Source organism: Rhodocaloribacter sp. (genome assembly GCF_056451265.1).
Window position 1 is genome coordinate 35,456 of the sequence record NZ_JBWOPL010000065.1, and the last position, 14,869, is coordinate 50,324.

The window sequence follows — 14,869 nt, forward strand, 5'->3', positions numbered from 1 at the left end:
CGTCCGCGAGCCCCGGATCACCCCTCCTCTTTCGGAATGGGCATCAGGATCACCGGCCGTGTGGCGTGCTCGGCGATGTGGCGCGTCACGCTGCCCAGCAGCAGGCGTTCGAGTCGGCTGTGATGACGCTTCCCGAGCACGATGAAGTCGGCGCCGCGCGCGTCGGCTTCCTCCAGAATGGTCTCGGCGGGATCGCCCTTGAGCAGCTCGGGACGGACGGGGCGCGTGAAGCGCTTGACCAGGAAATCCTGAAATCCGTGCTCTTCGGCCTTCTCGATGTTCTCCTGCACCTGGGGATCGAAGACGACGTAGGAAAAGTCCCCGAAGCCCGACATCGGGTCGAGGGGGACGGGCGAGGTCGGGGTGGGCGTATAGACGTGGAGCACGAGCAGTTCGGCGTCGAGCTTCTGCGCGAGCGCTTCGACGGCCCCGGTCACGGATTTCGGTTCGGTGAGGTCAACGGCAAACAGGAGCTTCATGGAGGGAAGGGGTTGGGGAGAGCGAGCGGGCCTTCCATGATACATCTTCGCGTGGCAAGGCTCAATGCCCGCCGCGCTTTTTTGAAGGCCGCGCCCGCTCCGGGAGGGCCGACCGGATTGCATCTCAGGGCGTCGTTTCATAAATAGATCCGCCCGCATGCACGCGTTCCGGCAACCGCGAAACACACGCAGGATGGACGGCGGAAACCTGTTCGAAAACATCCCCTCGGAACTGCCCGAAGAGCGGTTCGAGACGCTGCTCGAAGCCGCCGGCTTTCGCGTGGAGCGGATCGTCTCGAAGGGGCATGCCTCGCCGCCGGGGTTCTGGTACGATCAGTCGTGGCACGAGTGGGTGCTCGTGCTTCGCGGCGCGGCGCGGCTCGAAGTCGAGGGCGAAGCCGAGACGAAGACGCTCCGCCCCGGCGACTACCTCCTGCTGCCCGCCCATTGCCGTCACCGCGTCGCGTGGACCGACCCGGACGCCGAGACCGTCTGGCTGGCCCTCCATTTTGCATCGTGAACGCCTTTTTCTCTTACCCATCCCTGTCTGACGCCATGACCCGCCTGCTCCTCCAGCCGATTCGTTTGCTCGTCGTTTTCCTGCTCGCCGCGAGCGCCGTCTCCGTGGCGGCGCAGCCGTCGGTGTACTATCCCGAGCGCGGCGCGTGGGAGCACCGCGCCCCCGCCGACGTGGGCATGGACGCGGCGAAGGTGGACTCGGCCGTCGCCTTTGCGCTCGCGCACGAGAGTACGCAGCCCCGCGACCTCGCGATGATGGTCGCGCTCAGCTTCGCCCGCGAGCCGTACAACGACGTCATCGGCCCGACGAAGCCGCGCGGCGGGGCGGCCGGGCTGATCCTCCGTCACGGATACATCGTCGCCGAATGGGGCGACACGAAGCGCGTCGACATGACCTTCAGCGTCACGAAGAGCTTCCTCTCGACCGTCGTCGGCGTCGCCTACGACCGGGGGCTCATCCGCGACCTCGACGACCGCGTGCGCGACTACGTGCCCACCGACCATTTCGACTCCGAGCATAATGCGAAGATCACGTGGGACCACCTCCTCCGGCAGACGAGCGCGTGGGACGGCACGCTATGGGGCAAGCCGTCGTGGGCCGACCGCCCCGTGGGGAACGACCCGATGGCGTGGCCCTCGCAACCTCTGCCCGAGCCGGGGACGGCGTGGAAATACAACGACGTGCGCGTCAACGTGCTCGCGCTCGCGGCGCTGCACGTCTGGCGGAAACCGTTGCCGGCGGTGCTCCGCGAAGCCGTGATGGACCCCATCGGCGCGTCGAACACGTGGCGGTGGGAAGGCTACGAGAACTCGTGGGTGACGCTCGACGGGCTGCGCATGCAGTCGGTGAGCGGCGGCGGGCACTGGGGCGGCGGCATGTTCCTCTCCGCGCTCGATCAGGCCCGCTTCGGGTATCTCACGCTCCGGCGCGGGCAGTGGAACGACCGGCAGATCTTCTCGGAGGAATGGTATCGGCGGGCCACCACGCCCACGGGGCCGAACCCCGGATACGGCTTCATGAACTGGTTCCTCAACACCGACCAAAAGATGCTCCCGAGCGCCCCCGCGTCGGCCTTCGCGCACCTCGGCGCGGGCACGAACATGGTCTACATCGACCCCGAGCACGACCTCGTCGTCGTGGCGCGATGGATCCAACGGGGGCAACTCGACGGGCTCGTCGGCCGGGTGCTCGCGGCAGTGGAAGAGTAGCCGCCCCGCCGGTCATTCCTCTTCGTCCGCCGGGAGGTTGAAGTCGACGTTCGCGCGGTAGTCGCCGAGGAGGTGTTCGGCGAAATAATACCACATCATGCGCTCGAAGTACGGCGTATAGTCGCCGAAGCCGTGACGTTTGCCGGGCATGATCATGAAGTCGAACCGCTTGCCGGCTTTGATGAGCGCGTTGGCGAGGCGGATCGTGTTCGCCGGGTGCACGTTGTTGTCGATGTCTCCGTGCACGAGCAGGAGGCGCCCCTTCAGGTTGCCTGCGAGTTCGACGTTCGTCTCCACGTGCGCCTCGAAGGTGGTTTCCGTCATCTCCTCTGCCTGCTCCCGTTCGTCCTCCTTTTGCTGTTCTTCCTCGTCCTCTTTCTTTTGCTCGTCTTCCTTTTTCTCCTCGTCCTCTTTCTTCTCGACCTTCTTCGTTTTCTCCTTCACGCCGTTGTGGACCTCGCTCCACCACATGTTGTAAATGTTGTTGTCGTGGTTGCCGGCGGAGGAGACGGCCACTTTGTAAAAGTCGGGATAGGTGAGCAGGGCCGCCGTGGACATGAAGCCGCCGCCGGAATGACCGAAGATGCCCACGCGGTCGAGGTCGATGTACGGGTGTCGGGCGGCGAGCTGTTCGAGGCCGTACTTGTTGTCGGCCAGCGGATAGTCGCGGAGGTCGCCGTAGCCGTAGTTGTGATAATATTTCGAGCGGAGGGGGCTTCCGCCGCGCTGTCCCATGGCGACGACGATGAAGCCGAGCTGCGCCAGCGCCACGGTGCGCGCGCGGGAGCCGGAGAGGGTGAAGCCGATGGGGAACGGCTCGGTCTGCGGGCCGGGATAGACGTACGTGATGATGGGGTACGTCTTCGTCGAGTCGAAGTCGAACGGCTTCCACAGTACGCCGTAGAGGTCGGTGGCGTCGTCGTTGGCCTTCACCGTGAAGATCTCCGGCATGCGCCACCCGGCTTCGATCATGCGGCTGAGGTCGGTTGCTTCGAGTTCGAGCACCACGCGCCCCTCGGCGTCGCGGAGGACGGACTTCGGGGCCAGGTCCACCCGCGAATAGGTGTCCACGAAGTATTCGTGCCGGTCGGACATGCTGAACGAGTGCGTGGCGTCCTCGGGGGTGAGGCGCTTCATCCCCGTCCCGTCGAAGTGGATCCGGTATTTCATCGAATAGTACGGGTGGACGCCGGGCTCGCGACCGAAGCCCTCGAAATAGATCACCTGCCGGAGCGTGTCGATGCGCTCGATGTCGCCGACGTTGAAATAGCCGTCGGTGATCTTGTTGACGAGGTTGCCCTCGGCGTCGTACCGGTAGAGCTGGCCCCATCCGTTGCGCTCGGACCACCAGAGGAACTGTTCGCCTTCGTTGAGGATGGCGAGGTCGGCGAAGCGGGTGTTGAAGTACGGCTTGCTCTCCTCCGACCACAACACCGTCACCTCGCCCGTGGTCGTGTTCGCCTTGCACACGTCGACGTGTTGCCAGAGGCGGTCGCGGCGGAGGAAGTACAGGTAGTCCGATTGCTCGGTGGTGAAGAAGCCGCCCTTGTTGAAGTACGCGCCGCCGAGCGCCTGATCCTTCCACTTGTCGGCCTTCACGCGGATGCCCTTGCGGCGCTCGACGTCGAAGATCCAGATCTCATCCTGCGGGACGTGCTCCTCGCCGGGCATCGGGTACTTGTACGTCTCCAGCTCCGGGCGTTTTTTGAGCGCGTTGATGACCCAGAGGTCGCCGACCTCCCGCCGGTCCTGCCGCCGGACGTACAGCTTTTTCTCGTCCTCGAACCAGTTTACGCGGGCGCGGAGGCGTTTCGTCGAGGTGGTGTCGCCGTCGTCGGCCTGATAGCTGTACCAGCGTTCGCCGTCGGTGGTGAGCCGGATCTCGGTGCTGTCCGGGTCGTTGCGGCGCATGAGGTAGAGGTCGTGTCGGCGGGCGAAGGCGATCCAGGTGCTGTCGGGGGAATACGAGGCCCAGTCTTCCTTCGGCTCCTTTGCCAGAGAATCGCCGCGGACGAGCGCCCGGTCCTCGAGGCGATACGTGAAGCGGATGCTGTCGACGTGGAAGCTGAAGCGACGCCGCTCGGTGTCGTACGTGAAATCCTTGAGCGGGAGGTCCTTCGCGTTGAAGGGGCGGTGGAACGTTTCGGTCAGCTTCGCCGCCATCTCGTCCTGGTCGAAGAGGAGCTTTTTCGCGCGTCGTTCGGCGTCGACGAGGTACCAGTTTTTGCCGTCGCCCGTCTCGTATTCGTACCAGAAGCGGTTCTCCCCCTTGATCCATTGCGCGTCGACGGACAGGCTGCCCGTCATCTTGTCCATGCGCCGGGTCGTGAAGGTTTCGGCGAGTTCGAAGTTGGCTTTTTGTGCGTGAAGGGCGGCAGGGAGCGTGAGGGTCGAGAGGGCCAGGAGAGCCAGAAGTTTGCGCATGGCGGGTTCGAAAGATGCCGGAGACGAAGGAGGGGGTGGGAGAACTTAGGCAGTGCGCCGGGAGGATGCAACCGGCGGAATATCCGGGTCTTGACTCCCTCCCCGTAAACGGCTACCATACTGCCCCGACCGCCGCTCTTTCGTTTCCTTCCCACCTATTGCAGAGGTATGGTCATGCGCTCCCCTCACTGGCCCGTCCGGGCACTCTTCTGCCTGTTTTTTGGCTTCTTCCTGCTGTCTGCGCCCCCTGCCGCGCGCGCGCAGTCGGGCGACGACGGTTCGGCCCTTGCGGCCATGCAGTGGCGCGCCATCGGCCCGGCGAACATGGGCGGGCGCGTCACGGACATCGCCGGCGTCCCCGGTAACCCGGACGTCTTCTTCGTGGCCGGAGCCGACGGCGGCGTCTTCAAGACGACCAACGGCGGCGTCACCTTCGAGGCGCTCTTCACCGACCAGGACGCCTATTCCGTCGGCGCGCTCGGCATCGCCCCGTCGAACCCCGAGGTCGTCTGGCTCGGCAGCGGCGAGGGCGATCCCCGGAACAGCGTCGGCTACGGACGCGGCGTCTACCGCTCCACCGACGGCGGCGAGACGTGGGCGAAGCTCGGCCTCGAAGAAACCGAGCGCATCAAACGCATCCGTGTGCATCCGGACGACCCGGACGTGGCCTGGGTCTGCGCCCTCGGACGCGAGTGGGGGCCGAACGAAGAACGCGGCGTCTTCAAAACCTCCGACGGCGGCGCGACCTGGCGCAAGGTGCTCTACCTCGACGAAGACACCGGATGCTCCGACCTCGACTTCGAATGGGCCAATCCGAAGGTCCTCTATGCCGGCATGTGGACCTTCCGCCGCCGCCCCTGGCGTTTCGACGACGGCGGTAAGCAGACGGCCCTCTACCGCTCGCTCGACGGCGGCGAGACGTGGACGAAGCTGACCGGTCCGGGCATGCCGAAAGGCCCGATGGCGCGCATCGGCGTGGCCGTGGCGCAGAGCCGGCCCAGCACGGTCTACATGATCACCGAGACGCCCGACGAGGGCACCCTCTTCCGCTCCGACGACCGGGGCGAGACCTGGCGCATGGTCAACGACGACCGCAACATCAACTTCCGCCCCTTCTATTACAGCGACATCCGCGTCGACCCGAACGACCCCGACGTGGTGTATTCGCTCTCCGGCCGCCTCGTCAAATCCACCGACGGCGGCAAGACCTTCGAGCGCATCGCACAGGACGTTCACGGCGACCACCAGTCGTTCTGGATCGATCCGATGAACTCCAACCGCCTCCTCTCCGGCTCCGACGGCGGCTATCAGATCTCGCACGACGCCGGAAAGACGTGGGACATCATCAACAACGTCGAGCTCTCGCAGTTCTATCAGCTCTACGTGGACGACCGCGATCCGTACTACGTGTGCGGCGGGCTGCAGGACAACGGCACGTGGTGCGGCCCGAGCAACTCGCTCCGCACGGCGGGCATCCTCAAGCGCGACTGGTACGGCATCGCCTACGGCGACGGCTATTACGCCGTGCCCATCCCCGGCGACGAGCGCTATGCGTATGCCAACTCGCAGGGCGGCGTCATCTATTTCGTCGATACGAAAACCGGCAATCAGCGCGTGATCCATCCGTATCCGAAGATCACCGGCTCGGCGGGCGACGCCATCGCCGAGCACAAATACCGGTTCAACTGGGATTCGCCCATCCTCATCTCGCCCCACGATCCCGAAAAGGTGTACTTCGGCGGCAACGTGGTCTTTCGCACGCGCGACCGGGGGCAGACGTGGGAAGTGCTGAGCGGCGATCTGACGGAGAACGACAAGGCGAAACAGGCATCTTCGGGCGGCGAGATCTATCAGGACAACACCGCCGCCGAGTTTTACAATACCATCCTCACCATCGCCGAGTCGCCGGTGCGGGAAGGCGTGCTGTGGGTGGGCACGGACGACGGGCACGTGTGGCTCTCGCCCGATGACGGCGAAACCTGGGAGGACGTGACGAAGAACATCGACGGTTTCCCCCGCTTCGGCTGGGTGGGCAAGATCCACGCCTCCGAGCACGACGCCGGCGCCGCCTTCGTCGCCGTCGATCATCACCGCATGGACGACTTCCGCCCGTACGCCTTCATGACGACCGACTTCGGGCGGACGTGGACGAACCTCAGCCCCGGCTTGCCGCAGGACGACTACGTGAAGGTCGTCCGGCAGGACCCGCGCAACCCCGATCTGCTCTATGCCGGGATGGAGCACGGCATCTTTGCCTCGTGGGACCGGGGGCGGACGTGGCGTTCGATCCGGAACAACCTCCCGCCCGTCTCCGTGCGCGACCTCCGCGTGCAGGCGCGCGCGGGCGACCTCGTCGTGGGCACGCACGGGCGCGGCGCCTGGGTGCTCGACGACATCCGCCCGCTGCAGGAGTGGACCGCCGTGCGCGGCGAGCGCGTGCACCTCTTCGACGTGCGCCCGACCACGAAGTGGAAAATGCACAGCCGCCTCGAAAACCTCGGGCAACGCACCTATCGCGCGAAGAATCCCGACTACGGCGTGTACGTCAACTTCGGCCTCTCCGAGACGCCGGCCGAGCCGGTGACGCTCACCATTGCCGACGCGGACGGACGCACGGTGCGCGTCATCACGGACTCGACGGCGAAGGCGGGGCTCAACCGCCTCGTGTGGGATCTGCGGGAGGAGGGACCGACGCCGCTGGCGAGCGGGGGCGGCGGCGGCTTCCGCGGCAGCTTCCGTCCGAGCGCCATGCCCGGCGCGTACACGGCCACGCTCGAAGCCCTCGGCGAGACGCGCACGGCCGCCGTCGAGGTGCGTGCGGACCCGCGCCTCGATGCGACGATGGACGACTACCGCGCCGCGCATGAGGCCGTGGCGGCCCTCACCGAGCTGCTCTCCGAGACGCACGGGATGATCAATGACAGCGACGCACTCGTCCGGCAGTTGAAGGAACTCAAGGGACGGATCGAACACCTCGAGGGCGACCGCCCGCCGACCGCCGACCGGCCCGCCGAACTGCCCGCCCCGCGCGACCTCGCGACGGCCATCGACGAGGCCGTCACGGCCATCACCGCTTTCCGCGACGACGTGCTCACACGCCCCCCGCCGAACATGGGCTACCGGCAGCGCCCGCGTCTTCGCGAAGAGATCCGCTCGCTCGCCTGGGCCGTCGACGGGGCCTTCGCCCGCCCGACCGAGCCGCAGATGAAACGCCTCGCGGAGCTGACCGCCGAGACCGAAGCCGCCCACGCGACCTTCCGGCAGATCCTCGAATCGCACGTCGCCCCGATCAACGAGATGGCGAAGTCGGTGCCGCAGGTGGTCATCGATGCGGACAAACCCTGAACGTTCACGCGCCCGGCGGCGCATCCACGCGAGGCCGCCGGGCAGACACGAGACCATGAGGAAGTTGCCATGCGAAGTCTCCTTTTCACCCTGCTCCTGCTTTTCCCCATGACGGCGTTCGGACAGCGGACGGCCAAGCCGGTGCTTCACGGTCGGCACTGGGTGGCCATCACGGGCAAGCCCCTCGGCGCGACCGCCGGAGCCGCCATCTTTCAGCAGGGCGGCAACGCCGTAGACGCCGCCTGCGCCATGCTCGCCGCCACCTCCACCATGTGGGACGTGCTGAGCTGGGGCGGCGAGACGCAGGCGCTCATCTACAACCCGCACACCGGCAAGGTCGTCGGCATCAACGCGCTCGGCGTGGCTCCCACTGGCGCGACGGCCGCGTTCTTCAAAGAGCAGGGGATGAAGTACCCGCCCGAGTTCGGTCCCCTCGCCGCCGTGACGCCCGGCACCCCCGGCGGCCTCATGGTGATGCTCGCCGAGTACGGCACGATGCGCCTGGCCGACGTGCTGGCGCCCGCCATGGAGATGGCCGAAGGCTATCCCATCGAAGCGCAGACCGCCGACCGCATCGAGCGGGAGAAAGAGCGCATCAAACAGTGGAAGTATTCCCGCGACGTCTTCCTCCCGCACCTCGGCGAGGAACGCGAAGCGCCGTACGCGGGCGAGATCTTCCGCCAGCCCGACCTTCGGAACACCCTCCAAAAACTCGTCGATGCCGAGGCGGCGGCGCTGGCCGAGGGGAAGACCCGAAAAGAGGCGATCTATGCCGCGTACGACCGCTTTTACAAGGGCGACATCGCCGAGGAACTCGTGCGCGCCGTGCAGGAGGAAGGCGGGCTCATCACCATGGAAGACCTCGCAAACTGGCAGGTGCACATCGAGGAGCCGGTGATGACCACGTACAAGGGCATCGAGGTATACAAGCTCACCTCGTGGGTGCAGGGACCGGTGATGCTTCAGATGCTCAACATGCTCGAAAACTTCGACCTCAAGAGCATGGGCTACAACTCCGCCCGGTACATCCACACGCTCTATCAGGTGATGAACCGCGCCTTCGCCGACCGGGATTTTTACTATGGCGATCCCTACTTCCCCCCGGAAGAGCCGCTCGAAGGGCTGCTCTCGAAGGAGTACGCGAAGGCGCGCATCCGGGACATCGACTGGGAGAAGAACGATCCCGCCGTCAAACCCGGCGACCCGTATCCGTTTCAGGGCGGGACGAACCCGTATCTCGACTACCTCGAACGGTGGGCCGCCGCCACCCCGGTGCAGACCGACGACGCGGGCTTCGAGGACGATTTTTACGCGGGCACGACCTCCATCGAGGCGACGGACGAGGAGGGCTGGGTCGTCTCGGTGACGCCGAGCGGCGGGTGGGTGCCCGCCGTCATCGCCGGGCGCACGGGCGTGGGGCTGAGCCAGCGCATGCAGAGCTTCGTCCTCGACCCCGCGGAGAACCCGTTCAACGTCGTCGAGCCGGGCAAGCGGCCTCGCGCCACGCTCACGCCGGGAATGGCCCTCAAAGACGGCAAACCATACCTCTCGTTTGCCGTCCAGGGCGGCGACAGCCAGGATCAGAACCTGCTGCAGTTCTTCCTCAACGTGGTCGAGTTCGGGATGAACGTGCAGGAGGCGGCCGAGGCGGCGAACATCAACAGCTTCCAGCTCAAAGGCTCGTTCGGGCAACACGAGTCGCGCCCCGGACGGCTGCTCATCCAGGAGGCGACGCCGCCGTGGGTGCGGAAAGAATTGCGCGCGATGGGCTACGAGCTGCGCACCGCCGAGCGCACTTCCGGCCCCATCAACGCCCTCTTCTTCGACTGGAAACACGGTTCGTTCTGGGGCGGCTCCAGCCACCACGGCGAAGACTACGGCATCGCGTGGTGAATCGCGCGTTTGAGAAACGCCCCAACCCGTTCACGGACCGGCGTTTGCGCCTCGTTTGAGCCGCTCGCCCGACGGAAGGCGTTCTTCCCCCTGGTCGTTTGACGATCCCGAAGCGTGCGCCCGATGCCGATCACAAGATGCTCGAAGACTCCTCTGCCCCGGCTGGTTCAATAGGCGTTTTCGTTGATGAAGCCTTTCCAGAGCGTCATCAGCATGATCTTGAAATCGAACTTGAGCGACCAGTGCTGGATGTAGTAGAGGTCGTAGTCGATGCGTTTTTCGAGGGAGGTGTCGCCGCGCCAGCCGTTGACCTGCGCCCATCCGGTGATGCCGGCCTTGACCTTGTGGCGGAGCATGTATCCGGGCACGCGTTCCTTGAACTGCCGGATGAACACCGGCCGTTCCGGGCGCGGCCCGACGACCGACATGTCGCCCTTGAGCACGTTGATGAACTGCGGCAGTTCGTCGAGCGAGGTCTTTCGGAGGAATGCGCCGACCTTCGTGGCGCGGGGCTCGCCGGGCCGGGCCCACACGGCGCCCGTCCGTTCCTCGGCGTCGACGGGCATGGAGCGGAACTTGAGCATGTGGAACGTGTGGCCGTTGAGCCCCATGCGTTCCTGCCGGTAAAAGATCGGCCCCGGCGAGGACAGCTTCACGGCGATCGCAATGGCGAGCATCAAGGGCGCGGCGACGAGGAGCACCAGAGCCGAGAAGACGACGTCGACGATGCGTTTCATCACGCGCCGAAACTCCATCGGCGTCTCGTCGATGAGGTGGATCACCGGCAACCCGTCCACGTCCGTGACGCGGCTGTTGAGGATGTTGAACTGGAGCAGGTCGGGCACGAGGCAGACATGGGCGAGACGGGTCGAGAGCGCATCGGTGATCATCTCGATGCGGGTGGCGGCGGAGAGCGGGAGGGCGAGGTAGACGTAGTGGATGGGCCGTCCTGCCGCCTCGAAGCGGTCGATGAGCGCAGCCGCCTCTCCGGTAGTTCCGAGGATGTCGGGACCGGTTTTGTGGTCGTCGAGGAAGCCGACCACTTCCAGGCCCATCCACGGGTACTGACGGAAGGCTTCCTCGAGTCGCCGCCCCACGTCGCCCGCGCCCACGATGAGCACGCGCCGGAGGTACTTGCCCTGTTGACGCGCCCGCCGCAGCGCCGTGTAAAGGATCAGCCGGAGCGCGATCATCAGCGTCGGCGTGATGGCGCCGAAGAGGATCATGTGCAGGCGAGAGAAGTTGAGCTCGCGATAGAACGAGAGCGTGGCCGCCACCACGAGCAAGCCGAGCCCCATTGATTTGACGACGCTGTAGATGAGCCGGGTCAGGCGTTGCGCCCGGTCGGGTTCATACAGCCCGGAGGCCCAGAAGACGAACGTCGAGACGATGAGCACCCACGGCAGGAAGCCGAGGTACCGCGTGAGCGGCACCCACTCCGGCGGCGGCCATACGCCGAGGATGCGCAACAGGTCGAAACGGATGTAATACGCGGCAATCCAGCTGATCGCAACCAGCACGAAATCCGCGAAGAACAGCAACCGCTGAAACAATCGGCTTTGCTCTTGCAGCATGGGGACGTACGGAGGAAGGAACACGGGAGGATTACGGCAGAGACGATCCGGCGCGCCGGACCGGGGGGGTCGTGCAGGGCGGATCGCGGATCCATGCACGCGCGCGAAAAACGCAATACGCCCTGTGAGGCGCCCGACGCGGCTTGATCGAACCCGGCCGTCTCGTAGCCTATCTCATACGCGCCTGTCGGGGGATGGAGCCTGAGGAAGTGCAAAAAGGGGGGGCATACGCCGGACGCCCGCCGACGGGAGGGAGGACCCGGCGTGCCCGGGGAAGATACGACTATGCCAGATCTTGCGCCATCGCCAGCGCGCCGAGCACGCCCGCGCGGTCGCCGAGAGCGGGGGGGACGAGGTAGGCGTCGAGGTCGTCGAAGGTGGGCGCCTTGACGTAGCCGTTGAGGATCGTCTGCACCTGTTGCCGGATCATGGGAAGCAGCCGGGGATGATGCATCACCCCGCCGCCGACGATGATGCGCTGCGGCGAGAGCGTGAGGATGAAGTTGGCGATGCCGTAGGCGAGGTAGTGCGCTTCGAGGGGCCACACGGGATCGTCGGCGGGCAGTTCGGCGGCGGGGCGGCCCAACCGGGCTTCGAGGGCCGACCCGGAGGCCATGCCTTCGAGGCAGTCGCCATGGAACGGGCAGGCGCCGGCGAAGGTGTCGCCGGGCGCGCGCGGGACGAAGATGTGTCCCATCTCCGGGTGCACGAGCCCGTGCATGGGGCGCCCGCCGGCGAGCCCGCCGCCCCCGATGCCCGTGCCGACGGTGAGGTACAGGAACGTGTCGAGGCCCTGCGCTGCGCCCCACCGGTGTTCGCCCAGGCCGGCGGCGTTGACGTCCGTGTCGAAGGCTACGGGCACGCCGAGACCTTCCCGAAGCGCCCCCGCCACGTCCACGTTCGACCACCGGGGCTTGGGCGTGAGCGTGATGTGCCCGTACGTGGGCGAGTGCGGATCCGGATCCACCGGACCGAAAGAGCCGACGCCGACGGCGGCGGGCAACGACGGCTGCGCGCGGAAGAACGCCAGCGTGCGGGCGAGCGTCTCTTCCGGGGTGGTCGTGGGAAAGCGCGTGACGGCGGGGAGGTCGTCCGGGCCGCGCCCCACGGCGCAGACGAACTTGGTGCCGCCCGCTTCCACGGCGCCGAAAAGGGGAGACGGAAGGTTCACGGACATGCGTGAGGGCCGGTTTATGTTGTGCTCGTTATACCGTATGTTTTCATGCTCAGGGACGGCAATATACACCCGGCCGGACAAAATGTAATCGATTTCTTTCAGGAATGGCATGCGCAGTATCTGGGATAATATTTTTCGGTCGAACGGGGAGAGGCTCGCCACGTGGGAGCTGCTCCGGAACATTCCTCTCTTCTCGGAACTGAGCCGGAAAGAACTGGCCGCCGTCGAACGGATCCTGTACCGGCGGGAATACGCGGCGGGGGAGGTCATCTTCCGTCAGGGAGAGCCGGGCGTGGGCATGTACCTGATCGAACAGGGTCGCGTCGCCATTCTCTACGAGCCTACGGGGCGGGTGCTCTCCGAACTGTGCGACGGCGACTTCTTCGGCGAGATCGCGCTGCTGAACGAGACGCCGCGTTCGGCCACGGCGCGCGCCGAGACGGCAAGCACGCTGTGGGGCTTCTTTCAGCCGGAACTGCTCGGCCTGCTCGCCCGCGACCCTAAGCTGGGCGTGAAGGTGCTCCTGCCGCTGGCCCGCATCGCCGGGCGGAGGCTCATCCGGGCGGATCGGGAGCTTCAGGCCTTGCACGAGGAGGTGGAGCGCCTTCGGGCGGCGTTGCCCGGGGAGGACACAAGCGGCGGGGAGGATGCGCATGAACCCATGGGTTAAGGCAGGGCTGGGGACGCTCGCTCTCGGCCTCGTGCTCTACGCGCTCGCCGCCGTCGGCGCGGTGGTGAAGGTGGCGCTCGTCTCGGCCCTGCTGGCCTACCTCCTCGATCCGCTCGTGCGCAGGATGGAGGCGCGCGGGATGGGCCGCACCGCCGCCGCGAGTGTGGTCTTCACCGGCGTTGCGGCGGCCGTAGGGCTCGCGCTTTTCTGGTGTCTGCCGCCCGCCTTCGCGCAGATGCGCGCCTTGCAGAGCGCCGTCACGCCGGAGGGTGTGGCCGCGCTCATCGACCGGACGGAACGTTTCCTCCAAACCCGGTTTGCGTTCGCAGGCGCGGTGGACCTCGACCTCTCCGAAGCCATCCGGGCCTTCGTCGCCGACCACGTGCGCAACGCCGTGACGTTCGTGCCGGATGTGCTCGCCTTCCTCGGCAACCTCGTCCTCGTGCCGTTCCTGCTGTTCTTCATCCTCAAAGACGGCCCCACGCTCCGGAAAAGCTTCATCGCCTGGGCGCCGAACCGGTACTTCGAGTTCGTGCTCAACCTGTTGCACAAGATGGATCGGCAACTGGGCAACTATCTGCGCGGCAAGCTGGTCACGACGCTCGTGGTGGCTGCGCTCTCGACGGCGGCGCTGTGGCTCCTCGACGTCGATTCGTACCTCATTCTCGGCATCGTCGCGGGACTGGCAAACCTGATCCCGTACCTCGGACCCGTGTTCGCCACCGTGCTTGCCGTGGCCGTCTCGATGCTGGGCGGCGCTCCGCTGCGTACGGGCCTCGCCATCATCGCGGCGTTCATCGCCGTTCAACTCATCGACAACCTGGTGCTCAACCCGCTCGTGGTGGCGCGAAACGTGAAATTGCACCCGGTGACGGTCTTGCTCGTGGTGCTCATCGGAGGGAAGTTCTTCGGCGTGCTCGGCATGCTGCTTGCCATCCCGGCGGCGGCCATCCTCAAGGTGGCCGCGCGAGAAACCGCCCTGAGCGCCCGCCGGTATCGCTTCGGCGGAGGCCTCACTTCGCAGGTGCGCCGTACCGGAGAAGCGTCGTAGTGAGCGTTCCGTCGGGGCCGAGCACGACGACGTACAGCCGGTCGTATTCGGTCTGCTCGTCGATGGGCGGGCCCGGATCGCCGCCGAGCAGTTCGACGAGCTTCGGCGTGGTGTTGCTGTGGCCCGTGACGAGGAAACGTCCGCGCATGCCGCGAAGCGTCTCGGCGAAGCCCGGGAGGTCGTACGGGTCGTACGCCTTCACCTCGAGGCCGAGCTTTTCGGCGAGCGGCCGCGCCGTCTCGCGCGTGCGGTGGAAGTCGGTGCTCAGGATCTGCGTGAGACCCGCATCGCCGAGGACGTAGGCGAGGTGCGCCGCGCGCCTACGACCGGCCTCGCTCAGGTGCGGGTTTTTCGGGTCCTCTCGAAGCTCCGGCGATACGGCTTCGGCATGCCGCACGAGGTAGACGACGGCGGCTTCCTGCGTTTGGGCCCGGAGGGGCGGGGCGCACAGAAGCGCGAGCGCGGCGAAGGCGAGGAGGCGGAGGATCTTCATGGGCGTCCGGATTGAGGGGGAAGACATGACTCTGG

General features: G+C 66.3%; 11 protein-coding genes. 6 read left to right on the forward strand and 5 right to left on the reverse strand.

What is annotated here, in order from left to right; translation table 11 throughout:
* Positions 1-17 precede the first annotated feature (17 nt).
* Positions 18-479 (reverse strand): universal stress protein, encoded by a 462-nt coding sequence (locus tag AC1HIY_RS11565; protein WP_479576895.1) that lies wholly within the window; start codon positions 477-479, stop codon positions 18-20.
* Between the two features lie 193 nt (positions 480-672).
* Here AC1HIY_RS11565 and AC1HIY_RS11570 point away from each other — a divergent pair, with 193 nt between their 5' ends.
* Entirely contained in the window at positions 673-999 is a 327-nt protein-coding gene (locus AC1HIY_RS11570) for a cupin domain-containing protein (RefSeq protein WP_479576896.1), read from the forward strand.
* Between the two features lie 35 nt (positions 1,000-1,034).
* Positions 1,035-2,207, forward strand: a complete 1,173-nt coding sequence (locus AC1HIY_RS11575; protein ID WP_479576897.1) for a serine hydrolase domain-containing protein — start codon at positions 1,035-1,037, stop codon at positions 2,205-2,207.
* 12 nt (positions 2,208-2,219) lie between these two features.
* Here AC1HIY_RS11575 and AC1HIY_RS11580 read toward each other — a convergent pair whose 3' ends face one another.
* Entirely contained in the window at positions 2,220-4,631 is a 2,412-nt protein-coding gene (locus AC1HIY_RS11580) for a S9 family peptidase (RefSeq protein ID WP_479576898.1), read from the reverse strand.
* A 174-nt stretch (positions 4,632-4,805) separates the two neighbouring features.
* On the opposite strand from AC1HIY_RS11580, the gene AC1HIY_RS11585 reads away from it, so the two are divergent.
* Both AC1HIY_RS11585 and AC1HIY_RS11590 read left to right on the forward strand, forming a co-directional pair.
* Positions 4,806-7,976 (forward strand): VPS10 domain-containing protein, encoded by a 3,171-nt coding sequence (locus AC1HIY_RS11585; protein WP_479576899.1) that lies wholly within the window; start codon positions 4,806-4,808, stop codon positions 7,974-7,976.
* Positions 7,977-8,045: 69 nt separating this feature from the next.
* Positions 8,046-9,869 (forward strand): gamma-glutamyltransferase family protein, encoded by a 1,824-nt coding sequence (locus AC1HIY_RS11590; RefSeq protein WP_479576900.1) that lies wholly within the window; start codon positions 8,046-8,048, stop codon positions 9,867-9,869.
* A gap of 167 nt (positions 9,870-10,036) precedes the next feature.
* On the opposite strand, the gene AC1HIY_RS11595 is transcribed toward AC1HIY_RS11590, so the two are convergent.
* Both AC1HIY_RS11595 and AC1HIY_RS11600 read right to left on the reverse strand, forming a co-directional pair.
* Positions 10,037-11,443, reverse strand: coding sequence for an undecaprenyl-phosphate glucose phosphotransferase (locus AC1HIY_RS11595; RefSeq protein ID WP_479576901.1), 1,407 nt, complete (start codon positions 11,441-11,443; stop codon positions 10,037-10,039).
* Positions 11,444-11,726: 283 nt separating this feature from the next.
* Entirely contained in the window at positions 11,727-12,614 is an 888-nt protein-coding gene (locus AC1HIY_RS11600) for an ROK family protein (RefSeq protein ID WP_479576902.1), read from the reverse strand.
* A 115-nt stretch (positions 12,615-12,729) separates the two neighbouring features.
* On the opposite strand from AC1HIY_RS11600, the gene AC1HIY_RS11605 reads away from it, so the two are divergent.
* Together AC1HIY_RS11605 and AC1HIY_RS11610 are read left to right on the forward strand one after the other, a co-directional pair.
* Entirely contained in the window at positions 12,730-13,290 is a 561-nt protein-coding gene (locus tag AC1HIY_RS11605; protein WP_479576903.1) for a cyclic nucleotide-binding domain-containing protein, read from the forward strand.
* Positions 13,274-14,341 carry an AI-2E family transporter gene (locus AC1HIY_RS11610; RefSeq protein WP_479576904.1) on the forward strand — a complete coding sequence of 356 codons (1,068 nt, stop codon included), beginning with the start codon at positions 13,274-13,276 and terminating at the stop codon, positions 14,339-14,341. The genes AC1HIY_RS11605 and AC1HIY_RS11610 overlap by 17 nt, the downstream gene beginning before the upstream one ends.
* Here the strand turns inward: AC1HIY_RS11610 and AC1HIY_RS11615 are convergent.
* Entirely contained in the window at positions 14,304-14,861 is a 558-nt protein-coding gene (locus AC1HIY_RS11615) for a SixA phosphatase family protein (protein WP_479576905.1), read from the reverse strand. The genes AC1HIY_RS11610 and AC1HIY_RS11615 overlap by 38 nt on opposite strands.
* Positions 14,862-14,869: the final 8 nt, after the last annotated feature.

What these genes read in the sequence shown, in the direction of transcription:
- AC1HIY_RS11565 (WP_479576895.1), bottom strand. Translation starts at nt 479, where the DNA reads ATGAAGCTCCTGTTTGCCGTTGACCTCACCGAACCGAAATCCGTGACC.
- AC1HIY_RS11570 (WP_479576896.1), top strand. Translation starts at nt 673, where the DNA reads ATGGACGGCGGAAACCTGTTCGAAAACATCCCCTCGGAACTGCCCGAA.
- AC1HIY_RS11575 (WP_479576897.1), top strand. Translation starts at nt 1,035, where the DNA reads ATGACCCGCCTGCTCCTCCAGCCGATTCGTTTGCTCGTCGTTTTCCTG.
- AC1HIY_RS11580 (WP_479576898.1), bottom strand. Translation starts at nt 4,631, where the DNA reads ATGCGCAAACTTCTGGCTCTCCTGGCCCTCTCGACCCTCACGCTCCCT.
- AC1HIY_RS11585 (WP_479576899.1), top strand. Translation starts at nt 4,806, where the DNA reads ATGCGCTCCCCTCACTGGCCCGTCCGGGCACTCTTCTGCCTGTTTTTT.
- AC1HIY_RS11590 (WP_479576900.1), top strand. Translation starts at nt 8,046, where the DNA reads ATGCGAAGTCTCCTTTTCACCCTGCTCCTGCTTTTCCCCATGACGGCG.
- AC1HIY_RS11595 (WP_479576901.1), bottom strand. Translation starts at nt 11,443, where the DNA reads ATGCTGCAAGAGCAAAGCCGATTGTTTCAGCGGTTGCTGTTCTTCGCG.
- AC1HIY_RS11605 (WP_479576903.1), top strand. Translation starts at nt 12,730, where the DNA reads ATGCGCAGTATCTGGGATAATATTTTTCGGTCGAACGGGGAGAGGCTC.
- AC1HIY_RS11610 (WP_479576904.1), top strand. Translation starts at nt 13,274, where the DNA reads ATGAACCCATGGGTTAAGGCAGGGCTGGGGACGCTCGCTCTCGGCCTC.
- AC1HIY_RS11615 (WP_479576905.1), bottom strand. Translation starts at nt 14,861, where the DNA reads ATGTCTTCCCCCTCAATCCGGACGCCCATGAAGATCCTCCGCCTCCTC.